Origin of the sequence: Bifidobacterium sp. M3-N-101 (assembly GCF_023656805.1) — a bacterium.
GTDB classification, from domain to species: domain Bacteria; phylum Actinomycetota; class Actinomycetes; order Actinomycetales; family Bifidobacteriaceae; genus Bifidobacterium; species Bifidobacterium breve.
The window spans coordinates 120,060-137,091 of sequence record NZ_JAMOKQ010000009.1 but is presented as its reverse complement, the minus strand read 5'-3'; the positions used below and the strand labels follow the sequence as shown (position 1 = coordinate 137,091).

Genomic DNA, 17,032 nt, shown 5'->3' with positions numbered 1-17,032 from the left:
GACAATCTCCAATCTAACGGGTGTTGCACTTTCATTTAGCCAACGGGGCCCCAGCTGACATGACTGATTTGAGGTATGATATACGTATGTCACACCACTGTTATAAGGAGTAATGATGGCTATCAAGGAGAAGACCACGATCAGTCTGGATGCGCAGACCAAGCGTGACGGCATCGCCATACTTGACGCCATGGGGTTGAACCTGAGCACGTTTGCCGAAATGTCTCTCAGACAATTGGTACGCGACGGGCGTCTGCCATTCACGCCAAGCGTCCGCCCTTCATTCGAAAAAGACAACGAGGGATATCCCCTGTTCAAAGCGAACATGGATGATCCCCGCATCGTGACGCCCCAGATACGTGATGGTGCCGTGATCCTGCCGGAGGGTTGGGACGATGATGAAGACTGATCCGCACCAGTTCGAGATATGGTGGGTGCCGTTCACTTTTCCCGACAAGCCAGGCAAAGCGAAGAACCGTCCCAGCGTGATCCTCCAATGGGACGACGGTACCCGCATCGCCTTGGTGACCAAGGTCACCGGCAACACCTGGCGCGACGAACCGGGCTATGTGGTGCTGCGTGACTGGCAGGACGCGGGACTGAGCAAGCCCGGCGCCGTGCGATGCTCGCAACTGCTGCGGCTGCCAAGCAATCTTTTCCTCGACGACGGCCCGACAGGAAGACTTTCGGCATATGATGCCGGCCGCGTCACCTGGGCGATCAACGAACTCTATCCGGGCCTACTAGCCTGAGAGCAACCGATACCGTCACCATCCCTGTCGAGGTGCTTGCCGCAGCACGGGTCACCGACGTCACTCTTGTCAAGTTTGGCGTGATGGGCTGTTGTCGCGGGCGAATCGTTCCCCGCTAACCGCTAATGCAGTCCGAACCAGCCGCTGCCTCCTGCCTCCCGATAAAAATGAATCCGTCAAATTCTTTCGGGCAGCGAATGCAGATACATGTATAGAGCATCTGTACTATTTTCAAGAATGCTCATTGTCTGCGGCAACGGTTCGGCATACACAGTTTTATAATCCACCTCATCGTACTCTTTCCGAATGGGGAAAGCCAAACGTTCATCGTCAACAGAAAAGTCTGCTTGTACACCCTCTTTATTCCCTCTTGCATCTACACGAATCCATCGGTCAATGGATCTCAGATAAATGGCATTCAAGGCATGGATGCAGTATCCGCTTTCAGGCGTACTGCCTAACGTAAGCCTTTGATAGCATATTCCGGCAGGAATGCCATTTGCCCTTAATAGGGCGGCCAATAAATTAGATTTTGCCCAACAAATACCGACGCCCTCCCTTAATGCGTCTGAGGCTGTTGCCGTGACTCTTTTGTCTTGGACATCCCATGAATGCTTGATTTCATCTCTAACAAAATAGTAGGCGGCTTTTGCCAGTTCGATTTCGCCTTCAGTGGAGTCTTTTAGTTCCTTGGCTTTTCTTTGCACACTCGGTTCATTCCAATCGATATAGTGCGAAAAGGCAAGGTAGCTACTGATATCATCTTGAATATCCAACATATAACACCTCCGAGAATCCCGATTCGTCGCTCTCTTACTTTTTACCCCGTTGCGAGGTTGGTTGTTTCAGCAAGTCCGACATAGCGGCTTCTCACCAAGCTATCTCATTTTCGTGCAGACCGATCTGCCACAACAACGACGACCAGATTGGCCAGCACCATGACAACAAGCGTGGCCACCAACGCAATCAATGCCTCCGATGCCATGTTATTGAAGCTCTTCTCCATGGCCCCGCCAATGATGATTTCAAGGGCGATGAGGAACAGGGCACATGCATCAACGAGGAATATCGGAGCGTACTGCTTGTGAATCCGATTCCATGTGTCTTCGGATGACATTGTTGCCGGCGTTTTGATGCCTACCGAATTCTGCAAAGGCAACGTTCCGTTCTTTGCATCACGATAGACCCCGACCAAAAACACGCCGACGACCACGGCCACAACTACTTCGACGATAAGCATGCGTCAAGGATATCTCCCCCCCCCTAGACTAGTAATGGTTTGAATCCCGCCTGCCCACCGATGGCAGGTCGATTACGCGAGGTGACCATATGGCTCCAGTGGAGCGTCATATCGAGGAAACGCTGTATCGCAGTGCCGTGGAACTGATCGAGCGAAGGTATCCGACAGGATGGGGAGGCGCGGCGGCGATGCGACTCGCCGGCAAAGACAACGGTAAACATGACGGAAGCAACGGCTCGGAGGCACTTATCGTCACGAGCGTGGCGATTGAGACACCCAATGCCGCCGCTTCGCTATGCATCGAGGTCGGAGCGATGTGCGAGGCGATGAAGCTTGAACGCCGTGTCACCCACACCATCTGCGTCGTACGCGATGACGAACACGCCCCGTTCACCGTGTTGTCTCCATGCGGCATCTGTCAGGAACGGCTGCGCTATTGGGGCGACGACGTGATGTGCGCCGTTTCAGACAACAATCAGGGAGAGCATCCGTGTTCGTGCCGCTGCGCGACCTGCAGCCGCACCATTGGACTCAGGTGTACCCACTCGCCGAATTGGAACACTACGAGCGATAAGCCGCCCTCGATTGAAATCCCTACCTCCCTAAGCTATGCAGTAGGCTCCGCCCGCAAGTCACACTGGTACAATTTTCAGGTTTGAGACTGTAGCAAGTTGAGTCGCTTTATCAGTAAGTCTGTATTTGGAGGTATCGATGGCCCATCGTCCGCTTATCGGCGTGGTCCCGTTGTGGGACGACAAATTGAACAGCCTGTGGATGCTGCCCGGCTATTTCGACGGCATCGCCGAAGCCGGCGGCATCCCGGTGATGCTGCCGCTGACCGACGATGAAGCTGCAATCGAACAGCTGGTCGGCCAATGCGACGGATTCCTGGTCACCGGCGGCCACGACGTGGATCCGGAACGGTATGGCGAGGCGGCCGGCCCCAAGACGGTCAAACTATGCAAGGCCCGCGACCGGATGGAGGAGCGCCTGATCCCCTCCGTCATCGCGGCGGACAAGCCATTGCTGGGCATCTGCCGCGGCATCCAGAGCCTCAACGTCGCCTTGGGTGGCACGCTGTGGCAGGATCTGCCGGACGAACATCCCAGCCCGGTCGTGCATCATGGCGACAAGCCGCCGTATGACCCGGTGGTCCACGAAGTGTCGATCGCGCCCAATTCGCCATTGGCCCGCGCGTTGTGGCCGCTGGGAGACAACGGCCCGAGTGAGGCGGAGGCCGATGAGGTCGATTCCTTCGGCAGGCCGTATCATCCGCGCGCCTATACGCTGGGCGTCAACAGCTATCACCATCAGGCGATTCGTACGCTGGGCCAGGGACTGGAACCGATGGCCACCGCGCCGGACGGCATCGTGGAGGCCGTCCGGATGTCTGCCAAGCGTTTCGTCTGGGCCGTCCAATGGCATCCTGAGTTCTCCCACCGCGCCGATAGCAACCAACGCCGCATCCTCAGCGCCTTCATCGACGCCTGCTGACGCAAGCTCCCGCCAATCTCGACGAAACGCCTTCCAGGAAATGGCTTGCCCGCATCCGTAGACCAGCAGATATTCAATCAATGTGCCGAACGGACTCATCGCAACAACAACATCCAGATCACCCACAATGCAGGTGACAAGACCGAGATGAGCGCCCGGCGCCGCAGCTCAAGCCCAAAGTCCGCCCCATTCCTCCTGCGCAGAACGGCGTGATTCCAGTGCTCCGGCAACCGGAGCCGTCGGAATCACGCCGTTTTGATGCGCCCGTGGTCGTGCCAGCGGATACAGTCGTCGATCGGGACGAACACCTCGTCACGGGCACGCTCCTCCCAATGCCCGGGGTGGACGGATTCCGTTCATTCAGTCTCCGGGAAAACGCCCGCACCCCGGAACGCGAGAACCCCGCGTCCCTTGCGGGAGCGGGGTCCAAGCGGTATGTCCTTGATTCTGATGTTTCAGATAAGGGGGCCCGAATCAGCGGGCGTAGAATTCGACCACGTACTGGATGTTGACCTGCACCGGAATCTCTTCGACCTCGGGCTTGCGGGTCAGGGTGGCCTTCAGGGAGGCAAGGTTCACGTCGAGGTAACCGGGAACCGCGGGCAGCACATCACGGTGCACGCCTTCGGCGGCGATCTGGAACGGAACCATGGTCTGGCTCTTGGCCTTCACCTGGATGGTCTGGCCGGGCTTGACGCGGTAGGACGGACGGTCCACCACGTTGCCGTCAACGAGGATGTGACGGTGCACCACGAACTGACGGGCCTGGGCGGTGGTGCGGGCGATGCCGGCACGCAGAACCAGGTTGTCGAGACGGGTCTCGAGGTCGGTCAGCATGGCGTTACCGGTCTGGCCGGCGGTACGGGTAGCCTTCTCGTAAGCGGCGCGGAGCTGCTTCTCGGAGATGCCGTACTGAGCGCGCAGACGCTGCTTCTCGCGCATACGCACCGCGTAATCGGATTCGGTGCGGCGACGGTCGCGACCGTGCTCGCCAGGAGCGTACGGACGCTTTTCGAAAATGCGCTGAGCCTTGGGGGTCAGTGCGATGCCGAGGGCGCGGGACAGGCGCACCTGACGGCGAGAACGCTGAACGTTCGTCATTGGATTATTCCTTCTGTCGTTATCTGAACGGAACGTTTGGTTTCGTATGATTCCAAACGCTGAGTCGGGCCTCTCCAACGCTTCGTCGTGATTGCTCACGAGCGGGTTGACGTTCTTGCGATCGCCTACCGCCGACCCGTTGACGGGCTATGACTCCAGACGGCATCTACCAGTCGGCAGACACCAGCGAACAATATTACACCGCAGCCATGGACAGCACTCCGGCATCCATGCGGTATACCTTGTCCGCATACTCCAGCGCATCCGGATCATGCGTGACCATGAGGATCGCCGTACCGTTATCGGCTTGGCTTCTCAGCAGTTGCATCACGATGTCAGTGCTCTCTTGGTCGAGATCGCCGGTCGGTTCGTCCGCGATAAGCAATTTGGGCTGATTCATCAGGGCGCGGGCGATGGAGACACGCCGCATCTCACCACCGGATAGTTCGCGCGGATAGCTGTCTGCCAAATCGGCGGCACCGAGCTGGGTGAGCAGATGCTTGGCGCGCTCGGTAAGCACATCAGGCTGTCCGAGCGCTGAGTATAAGGATTGGTCGGTGCCTGTGATTGGCGCGATGACATCCGGCATAAACGGATCCGGCTCGGTGGAAGACTCGGTACTGTTCTCATCGGATGCGGAACCGTTATCGGCCTCAGATTCGATGCAAGGCTCGGTCTCGGCCATATTGTTCTGTTTTTGCACGGCTGCATCGTCCTTATTCTCAGCCTCCCTGAACGGCAGAGCATCCGGGAACATCGTCGCGGGCAGAATCACATTGTCGAGCACCGTGAGATTGCCGAGCAGGGTCTGGCTTTGGGTCACGAAACCGATGGTTCGGTTGCGCAGTAGGGACAGTTCCTTATCGCTCAGCTCAGTCACTTCGCGCCCATCCACACGCACGGTTCCCGAACTTGGGCGCACCAATCCGGCGACCATATTAATCAGGGTGCTTTTACCGTTACCTGAGCGACCGACGATGGCGACGAATTTCCCAGCGTCAATCGTGAGATCGACGTGACTGACCGCGTCAAACGGCGTGCCGCGACGGACGAACTGGCGGGTCAAATCCACCAATTCCAGCAGATGAGATGCAGTTTCGGTCATGTCACTCCCCTTCTCGCAGGGTCAGATAGGCTTCGGGGCGGCCAAGTCGCCACATGGTCAGCAACGAGCCGACAATGCCGATGGCGGTTGAGCACACAATAGTTATGGCAATGAATCCGATAACGGCGGCCGGTCCGGCTTGCAAATATGGCAATTGCAATTGTTTGCCGATCAGCGAGCTGAATGGGAAGAGCACGAGGCTCGCCACGCCTACGCCGATTACGCCGCCAATCAGTCCGATAATGGCCGATTCCTTGAGAATGATGACATCCAACATGCCACGCGTGGCTCCCATAATGCGCAGAGACGCGAACTCGCGCTTGCGTTCGTTCACCGAAGAGGCGAATACGGCGAGCAGCACGATCACACCCATCACCCAGATCACGGCCACGAACACCTTGAGGTAGGTGACCAATGCGGTCAGCGAGGTCTTGGTATTGGCGGTGATGCCGCCGGGATACACGTAGCCCAGATCGGCGAATCGGGAGTCAATGCGTTTGATGTTTTCGGCCACGGTTTGCGCCTCATACCCCTGCTTGACCTTGATCATCACGGTGGAGACGGCCTTGCCCGCATATTCCATGGGCATGACCTGCTTGGAGACCTTGGACGATGCGGCGACCATGTCGGGCACAGTGGCCTGGTTGATGAACACCGAATTGTCGAGGCTGGTGCCGGTATTGGCCAGCTGAGCGACCACCGGCCATTTACGGCCGTATAGCTCAATGGTGCCATCGGTGGACACATTGACGTTCGCGCCGGCGATCATCTTGCCGTCTTCGAGGGTGCCTTTGAATTGGGAGGCAACCCATGGCTCGATAACGAAATCGGTGGACGGGTCGTAGCCGATGATCTGCAATTTCTCGTCACAGCAGGCGGCGGCCAGTGACGATATGTAGGTTTGTTCGCTGGCTTGTTCGATGCCATCCGTTTGCTTGACCTCAGTGGCGATGTCTCTGGTGAAATAGAACGTGCTGGGGTTACCGTTGGTCAACAGCGCTTCGGCTTTCTGCGCGGTGTCCTGAGGCACAACCATCAGGTCGGCGCCCAGGCGCTTCTCCATGCTGGTCATACCGGTGTTGAGGTTCATGGTCAGCATGGTGCCGCCGAAGAACGTCAGCGCAAGAATGGTGACGACGGCGAGCAGGGCGCCGGTGCGGAATGGCTTACGCTTGAGATTTTCAAGCGGCAGGCCGCGCAATGCGATATGCGATGGCACGATGGGGGTCCTTTATTGATTTATGGTGCGGTTGCAATAAGCGAGACCGGAACCCGACTCCTGGAATGAAATCGGACCCCAGTCACACAAGGTCAAGTTCAGTGCTTGGCCGCTCGGGAATCGAGCCAGATGGCGACAGCGGCGAATACGAGAGTGAGTACGCCGAGCACGATAAGCGTGGGCAGCATGACCATGCGGCAGTGCATCATGGCGCCCTTGCAGATGCCGATCAGGAAGGTGGGCACGGCAAGCAGCAGCAACGCGTTAGCGATGGCGGCGATGTTCAGACCAATACGGACCTGGGCGTTGACGAACAAGGCCACGACGCCGAGCACAAGAATCACGACGCCGATGCCGGTGGCGGCCTGCTGCGAGTAGTGGCAGGCGCCTGGCATGTCATGGCCGGAGCAAGCGTGAGCAAAGGTCTGGGGTGCGATGGCAATAAGCGCACCGAACAGAATATTGGGCACGGATGCGAACAGCTTGTTCTTCATAACTTCCTTCCTCTCCCCTGTTATCAGGGGTTCGTGAGCACAACCTCCGCATTATGCCCACAGTGTGATGAGGAACACAAGTCTTGTTTTTTATGAAATTATCTGGTATGAGCTTTCAGCTCACAGCTTTTCGATCGGTGCCACGCGGAGCATGAGGCGTTTGACGCCGGCTGACCCGAAGTCCACGGTGATGACCGAATTGCGGCCCTTGTCCTGCGCGTCGGTGACCTTGCCGAGACCGTACTGATCGTGGCTGATCATGTCGCCCACAGCAAAGTCAGAGATATTCAGTCCATTATCTTTAGCGAGCTTGGAACTTGGCATGGAAGATCCGGCGGAACCGGACTTCGGCGTGGTGTGGCGCGTAGTGACCTTGCCGCCACGAGTGCCGCCGGACGCCGAACTAGAACGGGAACGAGAACCATATGAAGAGCCGGAACCCGAACCATAGGACGAACCCGAGCGCGAGCGGGAACCGTAGGAGGAGCCGGAACGTGAGCCATACGATGAACCGCCCGAACGGGAGCCATAGGACGAGCCAGATCCATAGCTTGACGAGCCGTAATGAGATCTCGAGCCATACGACGAACCCGAACCGCGAGAGCCGAATGTCGAGGACCCACCGAACGTCGTACCGCCAAAATCGTCGTCGTCCCAGCCACCGAACTCGTCATCGAAGCCGTCGGATTCCCAGTTGGCGCGCATGCGTTCCATGCCGGCCTCGCGGCGTTTCCAATCGATGAGCGAATCGGGGATCTCGTCGAGGAACTGGCTGGGCATCATGTCGGCGGCCTGCCCCCACTGGGAGCGTACGGCTGCGCGCGTGACATACAGGCGCTGCTTGGCGCGGGTGATGCCCACATAGGCAAGTCGGCGTTCCTCCTGCAGTTCGGTGGTGTCCTCCATCGAACGCGAATGCGGGAACGTGCCCTGTTCCATGCCGGTCAGGAACACCACCGGGTATTCGAGGCCCTTGGCCGTGTGCAAGGTCATCAGCGTCACTTTGCCGGAATCCTCCGCCTCGCCGGGCAGCTGGTCGGAATCGGCCACGAGCGCGGTGGTCTCCAGGAATGCGGATAGCGTGGCGTCGGGCGTGTTCTGCTCGAACTCGGCTGCGGTGGACTGCAGCTGGGAGAGGTTTTCCAAACGGGAGGCGTCCTGCGGGTCCACGGACTTTTCCAGCTCTGCACGCAAGCCGGACTTCTCCAGCACTTCGGCCACAATCTCGCTGGGCTTGGCGTCATGTGCTCGCGTGAATTGCGAGAGCTCACCCATCAAATCACGGAAGGCCTTGAGCTGCGTGGCGGTACGTGTGGGCACGTCCTGAATTTCATCCAAATGCATGAGTGCATAGAAGAAGCTGGTGCCACGTTCGCGCGCATAGGCGAGCAGGATGCCCTCGGCACGATCGCCGAGCCCGCGCTTGGGCACGTTCAAAATTCGACGCAGGTTCACGTCATCATCCGGGTTGACCAGCGCCTGCAGGTAGGCCAGCGCGTCCTTGATTTCACGGCGTTCGTAGAACTTGGTGCCGCCGACGAGCTGGTACGGCAGCCCTGCGTTGATTAACGCCTCTTCGAGCGAGCGGGACTGCGCGTTGGCGCGATACATAATCGCCATGTCAGAGTAGGCGATATCTTCTTCGGCGTGCAGTCGGGCGATTTCGGTGGCCACCCACTGGGCCTCCTGCTGGGCGTTATCCGCCGCGTAGCCGACGATTGGCTCGCCTTTGCCGAGTGCTGTCCACAGTTTCTTGGGCTTGCGTCCCTCGTTGTTGCTGATCACCGCGTTGGCCGCGTCCAAAATGGTCTGCGTCGAACGATAGTTCTGTTCGAGCATGATGGTCTTGGCGTTCGGGAAGTCCTGTTCGAAATCCTGGATGTTGCGGATGTCGGCGCCGCGGAAGGCATAGATGGACTGGTCGGAATCGCCCACGACGGTGATCCAAGCAGGGCCCGCCTTGCCGGCGTTCGGCGCGCCCGGAATGGCCTCCTCCCCTGTGTCCACGCCGGCCAGCTCGCGTACGAGCACATACTGGGCGTGGTTGGTGTCCTGATACTCGTCGACCAGAATGTAACGGAAACGGTGATGGTAGTACTCGGCGACGGCCGGGTCGGTGCGCAGCAGTTCGACCGTGCGCCCAATCAGATCATCGAAGTCGACGGCGTTGGCCAGGGCGAGCCTGTGCTCGTATTCGGCGTATATCACCGCGTAGATGGCTTCAAGGTCGCCCACCGTGCCGAACTGGTAGCCGCGCTGGCCGGGCGTGAAGTCGGGCGCATGGACGGCGAGGTTTTCCTTCCAGCCGGTCAGGTTGTTTTTCAGGTCGGAGATGTGGCCGAGGATGGAGCGCGGCGTGTAGCGCTTGATATCGAGGTTGAATTCGGTGGCGATGATCTTGACGAGTCGCTCGGAATCGGCGGAATCATAAATAGAGAAGCCGGACTTGAGACCGATGGATTTGCCGTCGCGGCGCAGAATCCTCACGCAGGCGGAGTGGAAGGTGGAGACCCACATGCGCTGGGCCACCGGACCGATAAGTGCGCCCAGACGTTCGCGCATCTCGGCGGCGGCTTTGTTGGTGAAGGTGATGGCCAGGATCTGGCTGGGCCATGCGCCGAACTGGCTCAGGATCCATGCGATGCGTCGGGTGAGGACTCGGGTTTTGCCGGAACCGGCGCCGGCTCCGATCAGTAGCGCCTGGCCGCGGTATTGCACGGCTTCGGCCTGCTGCGGGTTCAGGTCGCCTACGAGTTCCTGCGCGCTGCGGGCGATGACTTCCGGCTCGTCGTACACTGTTGCCTCCCTTTGAATCGCGACAATCATGTTTACCACATGCACGGGTCAGCGGCAGCTGAAGAACCGGCTCGGGGGTGGGCGTCTGGCACCCGAATTGTCACGGGCTCCTGGTGTTCCGGCAGCCGACTCATCATGTGGCGAAGAACCGCCGCCGCACCGCCCCTCGCATCGGACAACGTACACTTGCAGATATCCATATCATCCATATCGGTTGTGGCACACGATGACAGGAGGTCCGATGCAGGAACTTGAGGAACGAATCCAGAGCGAGGGAACGGTAAAGGCAGGTGACGTGCTCAAGGTGGACGCGTTCCTGAACCACCAGTGCGACGTACGTCTGTTCGACCGTATGGGAGCCGCGTGGGCCAAGCATTTCGCCGGCAAGCACATCACCAAAATTCTGACCATCGAAGCGTCCGGCATTGGCATCGCATGCGTGGCCGCCCAGCATTTCGGCAATGTGCCGGTGGTGTTCGCCAAGAAAGCGCAGTCCATCAATCTGGACGGCGACCAGTACACCACCACCGTGTATTCCTTCACCAAGCAGAAGGAATTTCCGGTGATCGTGGCCAAGAAGTATCTGAATGCGGGCGACCATGTGCTGCTGATCGACGATTTCCTGGCCAACGGTAAGGCGCTGCGCGGCCTGATTGATCTGTGCAAGGCGGCCGGCGCCACGGTCGAGGGCATTGGTATCGCCGTGGAGAAGGGCTTCCAGGGCGGCGGCGACGCGCTGCGCGCCGATGGTTACGACGTAGATTCATTGGCCATTGTCGAATCCATGGATCCCGGAACCGGCGAGATCACCTTTAGGCACTGAGGACTATTGCCCGCTCCCGCTGGCGGGAGCTGTCACGACAGTGACTGAGGTTGGTTCATCTTGACCGCAGACCACCCTCAGTCGGCTACGCCGCCAGCTCCCGCCAGCGGGAGCAAACAAAAAGGGAACAGAGAAAAGAGAATCATGTCAGAGAAGAAAACCAAGAATTCCATATCATTTGAGGCATTGTCCTCGCTGGACGCGCCCGTATCCTTCTGGAAGGGCATTCCGTTCGGCCTGCAGCATGTGATGGCCATGTTCGTGGCCAACCTTGCCCCGATCTTCATCGTCGCATCCGCCGCGAAGATGACGCCGGCCCAGTCGGCCACAATCATTCAGTCCGGTCTGCTGGTGGCAGGTCTCGGTACCTGTCTGCAACTGTATGGCGCGTGGCTCATCGGCTCCCGGCTACCGATGGTCACCGGCATCTCCTTCACCTACGTGGCGGCCGCCGTGGCGATTTGCGCGGACAAGGGCTATGGCGCCGTGGTCGGCGCGGTCATGGTCGGCGGCCTGCTGGAACTCGTGCTGGGCTTAACGGCCAAATATTGGCGTCGGTTCGTGCCGCCAATCGTCTCCGCCATCGTGGTCACCTCCATCGGTTTCTCCCTGCTCAACGTGGGCGCCACGAGCTTCGGCGGCGGCAGCGGCGCCAAGGACTTCGGCAACTGGCAAAATCTGACGCTCGGGCTTATATCTTTGGTCGCCTGCTTGGCATTCCAGCTGTTGATGAAGGGCACGGCCAAGCAGCTGTCCGTGCTATTCGGTCTGGTGGTCGGTTACGTGGTGGCCATCTGCATGGGCAAGGTCGATTTCTCCGGTTTCCAGAACCTTGCCATTGTGTCTGTGCCGCAGATCATGCCATTCAAGCCCGAGTTCGACTGGGGTTCGATCATCTCCATCGGCCTGCTCTATGTCGTCTCCTCTGTTGAGGTGCTGGGCGACACCGCCGCGCTGACCAAAGTGGGTCTGAACCGTACGCCAACCGAACGTGAGACTGCTGGCGCCATCGCCGGTGACGGCCTTATCTCCACCGTCTCCGGCCTGTTCGGCTGCCTGCCGCTGACCTCCTTCGCGCAGAACATCGGACTCGTGGCCATGACCAAGGTCGTCAATCGTAAGGTCATTCTTTCCGGTGGCGTAATCCTGATTTTGGCGAGCTTCGTGCCGGCCATCGCCGAGGTGTTCAACTCGCTGCCGCAGGCGGTGCTCGGCGGCTGCACCATCATGATGTTCGGCAATATCATTCTTTCCGGCTTCCAGATGATCGCCGAAGCGGGCTTCACGCAGCGCAACATCACGATTGCGGCGCTCTCGCTGACCATCGGCATCGGCTTCACCCAGGTGAGCGACATCTTCGCGCAGTTCCCGGCCCTGTTCCAGCAGATCTTCGCCTCGAACTGCATCGCCGTGGCGTTCGTGGTGGCCGTGATCCTGAACGCCGTGCTGCCCAGTGAGGAGCATTTCCTCTCCGCGCCCAAGGAGGCACCGGCCGCGGACGCCGAGTGATAACAACGCAACATATCAGCTGCGCATAATCACATGATGATGCCCTATCGTCTTGCAGGATGATAGGGCATCATTGATTTTGGGAGAGACTACAAGTTGAACCATGAGTTCGAGCCGGTGGCGTGTCGATCAATCGTCATCTTCCCATTCGAGGATGTCTCCGGGTTGACAGTCGAGCGCCTTGCAGATGGCGTCCAATGTGGTGAAGCGGACGGCTTTGGCACGTCCGTTCTTCAGAATGGACACGTTGGCGGGCGTGATGCCAATTTGTTCGGCGAGCTCGCCGACGCCAATCTTGCGTTTGGCCATCATGACGTCGAGATTGATGCGAATCGTCATCTCAAATCACCTGCTCGAGTTCGCTCCTGAGCCGGACAAGGAGAACAGTTTCCATACGGCCACGAACGCCGCTTCGATGCAGAGCAGGAACAGCACGCCCATAATGAGATATGGCCAGTGCATCGACGTCTGGCTCGGGTAGAGGCCGGCCAGCGCGCCGCTCAATCCCGGTACAGCGAGTAGTTGGCCCCATAGGCAGGCCAGCCAGACCAGAATCACGATGGCTTTCAACGCGAGCAACACCCATCGGTTCATGTAGTTTTTCATAGCCCGGTCCTTTCAGGTGCCGACGTTTTTGACGACACCGCGAACATCGATATGACTATATCGAAAAACGATATACCATGCAAGGTGTATTGCGTCAACTGGCATTGGTCGCTCGTATACATATAGGCTTCGGCAGACCGTCAGCTCAACGGAGCGAACGCCATATGAGCCACCCATTCGCGTACGAGAGCTACGACGGCTTCGGGTTGGTCGATGTGCGCGTTGTGACCGGCATTGTCTAGCGTCACGAAGGTGGCGTTGGGATAGTGCGGCAACAGGGCTTGCTGGTCTTCGTATCCGACGATCTGGTCTTGTTTGCCGGTGACGATGAGCACCGGACCTGCATATGTGCCGAGTGTTTCCTCGGGGTCGTCATCCAGCCAATAGCGTTGATCCAGTCGTTCGCACGCCGCACGGTCACACAACGCCACACCAGGCAAGATGAACCGCTGGTAGCGCCGCCATGCATCGAATGACTGGTTGACGCCCATGGTAATGAAGTCGAACACCTGTTCCTGTGGCAGGGAGTGCGTCAGTCTGGGATTGGGATTCGCAACCACGTGTTCGGCCACATGCCGGCCGGCATGCTGCGGGTCCACAACCGGCGCGATCAGCGCCATGCCGGCCACTCGGCGAGGTTCGCGCGCCAATACTTCACGTACAAGCGCACCGCCCATCGAGTTGCCGACCATGGCGAATGGGGTTGCTTTGCCGACAAGGCCGTCAATGACCGTTTGCAGCCAATCAGCCATTTCCGGCAGTCCACAGGCATTCTCGGGCAGTGCCGGCGTACGCCCAAAGCCGGGCAGGTCCAGATATATGCGGCGAATCGAATCATTGCCGTCGAATGCTTCATCGAGCATCATCAGCGAACGATGGTCCACACCCATGCCATGCACAAACACGACGGACAATCCATTATCATTGCCCTCGATGGCGTAATACGGCTGCGGCTGTGTCATACGTTCCTCTCTCAAACCGGGACTGGGTGTATTTCACACAATAGCGTCTACGGTTCCTTCGCCGCCGAAACAGTTTCGAACGGCATTCTCGGTTTCAAGGGGCTGATTCTGTTATCCGGGAACATCTACTTCCACTTCGAGGGGCTGGTCGAAGCTCAAACCAAAAGTAGAAACGGCGTAACGACAACGCCATCCCGCCATTTTTATGATCTGTCTACTTAACCATCCGCCCCTTGAAACGGAAGTAGATGTTCTGGAAATGGCGAATCAGCCCCTCGAAGCGGAAATAGACGATTGCAACCCAGATTATCGATCTTGGCCACGCTGAAACACGGACATTGGAACATTCTTCTCGGTTCGGCTTGTGCGAGAGTCAAAGGGCGTGAAGAATTATGGCAAAGTCATCGGTGCTATGAGCATTCATCAGGCAGATATGACACTCTGACTGGTGGTGATCAGATTGACGTGACGATATGACATAGACGCGCAATCAGGCGAAGACCGATAAGGCCAGGAAGGAGGCGAGATGGTTCGGCGAACGCGATACCGGGCTCGTCGCCGCTCGGGCGGCAGATGGGTGCTGGTGTTTATCGTCGCTTGCGTCATCGTCGCGATTCTGGCCGCGCTCATCTATCTGCCACGCATTTTCTTTTCCTCCGGCACCCCTTCCCGCGCCTCCGACGACGCCTATTGTTCGGCGAAACCAGCCGACGGCCCAAGCTATTCCCTCATGCCGGAACAGGCCCAGAACGCGGAGCTCATCGCCAACATCGCCATCAATCGCGGACTGCCGGATCATGCGGCGACGGTGGCCATCGCCACGGCCATGCAGGAATCGCGAATCACGAACCTTTCCTATGGCGATCTGGATTCCATCGGACTCTTCCAACAGCGGCCGAGCCAAGGTTGGGGAACCGTGGAACAGGTGTCCGACATGACGTATGCCACGAACATCTTCTACGACCATCTGATGCAGGTGCCGGACTGGGAGACGATTCCCATCGAGGACGCGGCCCAGGAAGTGCAGCGTTCAGGATACCCGGATCTGTACGCCACATGGGACGCCATGGCGCATGCTTGGGCTGCGGGACTGACCGGTGAATTCGGAGCGACTATTTCATGCGCGCTGGAGCCGGCAACATCGTCGGATGCCGATGGGCTTATCGCTGCGCTTCCTGTTGCCTATCCGAGTGTTACCGCCGCTACTGCGCCTGCAACTGCCGAGGGAAACGGTAATAATTCATCAAACGGTACGACAATCACCGTAGCTCTGCCCGACGGCCTGTCCGCAGACGACCACAATCGCCTGTGCTGGCAGGTTACGGGCTGGCTGGTCACGCACGCACGCCAATACGGCATCGACGCATTGCATGCGAACGGCATGGAATGGAATCGCAAAGACGGTGTTTGGACAGGAAACGAAACCGTCGAGCAGACCATCACCGTCACATTGGTCTAATCAGGCAATCAAACGTCTAACTTTTGATGAATCCGGCACTCCCCTATTCAGCAATAAACCACTAAGATAAAAGCACATTACAGGCCTATTCAAAAGAAATGGGGAATCTATGAGCAAGGCGTTGATTGCGGTGGATGTGCAGCCGACATTTTGCGAGGGCGGCGAATTGGGTGTTGAAGGTGGCAACGCGGTCGCCGAGCGCATCGCCGATTATGTGAATGCGCATCGTGGCGAATACGCGTATATCGCCACCACGCAGGATTGGCATATCGAGCCGGGCGCGCACTGGTCGGCTGAGCCGGATTTCGTGGATACATGGCCGAAGCATGGCGCGGCCGGTACGTCGAACGCCGAACTGCATCCGGCGATCAAGGCGCTGGGCGTCGAGCATCATTTCAAGAAGGGCCAGTATTCGGCGGCATATTCCGGGTTTGAGGGTATCGAGGACAATACTGACCGCATCCAGACCCGTGAGGAGGTCTCGGCTGAACAGGCCGCCGGCAAGACACTAGCCGACGCGCTGAAGACGGCCGGCGTGAGTCGCGTGGATGTGGTGGGCATCGCCGAATCGCATTGCGTCAAGGACACCGCGCTCGATGCCAGGAAGCTCGGTTTCGAGGTCACCGTGTTCGAGGACCTGACCGTACCGGTCAGCGAGGAGCTCGGTGTCGCGGCCCGCAAACAGATGGCGGCAGCCGGCATCGCGCTGGTCGAGTCGCGCTGATCGATTCGGATATACCCGCAGCGAACGCATAGCTGTTTCCACATATTCAGGACTTACACTGCCGCATAGTCGATGTGTAAGGAAGGCGATTATGGTTACGATGCTGCTGACTTCGATGTTCCATAACGTCTCGCCCACCGTGCATGAAATCGAGCCGCGGCCACAGGGCAAACGGGTCGTCTTCATTCCAACGGCGAGCGCCGTGGAACCGTGGGGACCGGCTCGTACGGCATTGAGCAAACACGCGCTACAACGGCTCGGCTTCGAGGTCGAACAACTGGATGTGGAAAACATGCCGAGCGACTCCGCCGAGGACATCACCCACAAAATCACCGAGGCTGATTGCATCTATGTGGGCGGCGGCAACACGTTCTTTCTCCTGCAGGAGTTGCGCCGCACCGGTGCCGACCGGGCCATCATCAATCAGGTGCGCGCCGGCACGCCGTATATCGGCGAGTCCGCAGGCTCGGTCATCACGGCACTCGACATCGGCTACATCAAGCTCATGGACCGCACGGACAAAGCCCCCGATCTCACCGATTACGCAGGATTGGGCCTGGCTGATTTCCACGTGGTCCCCCACCATCATGCAGCGGCCATGGGTCACGCCGCACAACGCATTCTCGACCGGTATGGCGCCGATCTCAGTCTCAAGCCTCTTACCAACCGGCAGGCCCTGCTCGTCAAGGATGGCAGAACCCGGTTGCTGCGATGATGCGGGTCGTCGGCCCGTCGCCCATTCGGCATC

General features: G+C 58.6%; 19 protein-coding genes. 9 read left to right on the top strand and 10 right to left on the bottom strand.

Annotated elements, in window-relative coordinates:
* Positions 1-112: 112 nt before the first annotated feature.
* Together NBH12_RS08800 and NBH12_RS08795 are read left to right on the top strand one after the other, a co-directional pair.
* A complete protein-coding gene (locus NBH12_RS08800; protein WP_003829235.1) occupies positions 113-409 on the top strand; it encodes a type II toxin-antitoxin system RelB/DinJ family antitoxin in 297 nt (98 codons plus the stop codon).
* On the top strand, positions 396-752 hold the full coding sequence (locus tag NBH12_RS08795; RefSeq protein WP_250819376.1) for a type II toxin-antitoxin system PemK/MazF family toxin: 357 nt from the start codon (positions 396-398) through the stop codon (positions 750-752). The genes NBH12_RS08800 and NBH12_RS08795 overlap by 14 nt, the downstream gene beginning before the upstream one ends.
* A gap of 176 nt (positions 753-928) precedes the next feature.
* Here the strand turns inward: NBH12_RS08795 and NBH12_RS08790 are convergent, their stop codons facing one another.
* Both NBH12_RS08790 and NBH12_RS08785 read right to left on the bottom strand, forming a co-directional pair.
* Complete coding sequence (locus NBH12_RS08790) at positions 929-1,531, bottom strand: transglutaminase-like domain-containing protein (protein ID WP_003829233.1); 603 nt, start codon at positions 1,529-1,531, stop codon at positions 929-931.
* A 104-nt stretch (positions 1,532-1,635) separates the two neighbouring features.
* Positions 1,636-1,992, bottom strand: coding sequence for an SdpI family protein (locus tag NBH12_RS08785; protein WP_012577924.1), 357 nt, complete (start codon positions 1,990-1,992; stop codon positions 1,636-1,638).
* A gap of 89 nt (positions 1,993-2,081) precedes the next feature.
* Here NBH12_RS08785 and NBH12_RS08780 point away from each other — a divergent pair, with 89 nt between their 5' ends.
* Both NBH12_RS08780 and NBH12_RS08775 read left to right on the top strand, forming a co-directional pair.
* A complete protein-coding gene (locus NBH12_RS08780; protein ID WP_250819375.1) occupies positions 2,082-2,651 on the top strand; it encodes a cytidine deaminase in 570 nt (189 codons plus the stop codon).
* 52 nt (positions 2,652-2,703) lie between these two features.
* A complete protein-coding gene (locus tag NBH12_RS08775; protein WP_003833230.1) occupies positions 2,704-3,486 on the top strand; it encodes a gamma-glutamyl-gamma-aminobutyrate hydrolase family protein in 783 nt (260 codons plus the stop codon).
* A gap of 474 nt (positions 3,487-3,960) precedes the next feature.
* Here NBH12_RS08775 and rpsD read toward each other — a convergent pair whose 3' ends face one another.
* The 5 genes from rpsD to NBH12_RS08750 form a co-directional block, all read right to left on the bottom strand.
* Complete coding sequence (gene rpsD, locus NBH12_RS08770) at positions 3,961-4,587, bottom strand: 30S ribosomal protein S4 (protein WP_003829226.1); 627 nt, start codon at positions 4,585-4,587, stop codon at positions 3,961-3,963.
* A 196-nt stretch (positions 4,588-4,783) separates the two neighbouring features.
* Positions 4,784-5,692 (bottom strand): ABC transporter ATP-binding protein, encoded by a 909-nt coding sequence (locus NBH12_RS08765; RefSeq protein WP_077149476.1) that lies wholly within the window; start codon positions 5,690-5,692, stop codon positions 4,784-4,786.
* A gap of 1 nt (position 5,693) precedes the next feature.
* Positions 5,694-6,911: an ABC transporter permease gene (locus NBH12_RS08760; protein ID WP_250819374.1), complete on the bottom strand. Its 1,218-nt coding sequence runs from the start codon at positions 6,909-6,911 to the stop codon at positions 5,694-5,696.
* Positions 6,912-7,009: 98 nt separating this feature from the next.
* A complete protein-coding gene (locus NBH12_RS08755) occupies positions 7,010-7,405 on the bottom strand; it encodes a DUF4418 family protein (protein ID WP_003833224.1) in 396 nt (131 codons plus the stop codon).
* Between the two features lie 120 nt (positions 7,406-7,525).
* Positions 7,526-10,201: an ATP-dependent helicase gene (locus tag NBH12_RS08750; RefSeq protein WP_250819373.1), complete on the bottom strand. Its 2,676-nt coding sequence runs from the start codon at positions 10,199-10,201 to the stop codon at positions 7,526-7,528.
* Between the two features lie 241 nt (positions 10,202-10,442).
* Here NBH12_RS08750 and NBH12_RS08745 point away from each other — a divergent pair, with 241 nt between their 5' ends.
* Together NBH12_RS08745 and NBH12_RS08740 are read left to right on the top strand one after the other, a co-directional pair.
* A complete protein-coding gene (locus NBH12_RS08745; RefSeq protein WP_025221538.1) occupies positions 10,443-11,024 on the top strand; it encodes a xanthine phosphoribosyltransferase in 582 nt (193 codons plus the stop codon).
* Positions 11,025-11,168: 144 nt separating this feature from the next.
* Positions 11,169-12,533, top strand: a complete 1,365-nt coding sequence (locus tag NBH12_RS08740; protein WP_052789080.1) for a nucleobase:cation symporter-2 family protein — start codon at positions 11,169-11,171, stop codon at positions 12,531-12,533.
* Positions 12,534-12,662: 129 nt separating this feature from the next.
* Here NBH12_RS08740 and NBH12_RS08735 read toward each other — a convergent pair whose 3' ends face one another.
* The 3 genes from NBH12_RS08735 to NBH12_RS08725 all read right to left on the bottom strand — a co-directional run bounded on the left by NBH12_RS08735 (position 12,663) and on the right by NBH12_RS08725 (position 14,101).
* On the bottom strand, positions 12,663-12,872 hold the full coding sequence (locus NBH12_RS08735) for a helix-turn-helix domain-containing protein (protein ID WP_003829211.1): 210 nt from the start codon (positions 12,870-12,872) through the stop codon (positions 12,663-12,665).
* 6 nt (positions 12,873-12,878) lie between these two features.
* Positions 12,879-13,139 (bottom strand): DUF2975 domain-containing protein, encoded by a 261-nt coding sequence (locus NBH12_RS08730; RefSeq protein ID WP_003829200.1) that lies wholly within the window; start codon positions 13,137-13,139, stop codon positions 12,879-12,881.
* Between the two features lie 140 nt (positions 13,140-13,279).
* Positions 13,280-14,101: an alpha/beta fold hydrolase gene (locus NBH12_RS08725; protein ID WP_250819372.1), complete on the bottom strand. Its 822-nt coding sequence runs from the start codon at positions 14,099-14,101 to the stop codon at positions 13,280-13,282.
* Positions 14,102-14,627: 526 nt separating this feature from the next.
* On the opposite strand from NBH12_RS08725, the gene NBH12_RS08720 reads away from it, so the two are divergent.
* The 3 genes from NBH12_RS08720 to NBH12_RS08710 all read left to right on the top strand — a co-directional run bounded on the left by NBH12_RS08720 (position 14,628) and on the right by NBH12_RS08710 (position 16,999).
* A complete protein-coding gene (locus NBH12_RS08720; protein ID WP_250819371.1) occupies positions 14,628-15,560 on the top strand; it encodes a cobalt transporter in 933 nt (310 codons plus the stop codon).
* Between the two features lie 109 nt (positions 15,561-15,669).
* Positions 15,670-16,284: an isochorismatase family protein gene (locus NBH12_RS08715; protein ID WP_016463200.1), complete on the top strand. Its 615-nt coding sequence runs from the start codon at positions 15,670-15,672 to the stop codon at positions 16,282-16,284.
* 91 nt (positions 16,285-16,375) lie between these two features.
* Positions 16,376-16,999 (top strand): Type 1 glutamine amidotransferase-like domain-containing protein, encoded by a 624-nt coding sequence (locus NBH12_RS08710; RefSeq protein ID WP_052790220.1) that lies wholly within the window; start codon positions 16,376-16,378, stop codon positions 16,997-16,999.
* Positions 17,000-17,032 lie beyond the last annotated feature (33 nt).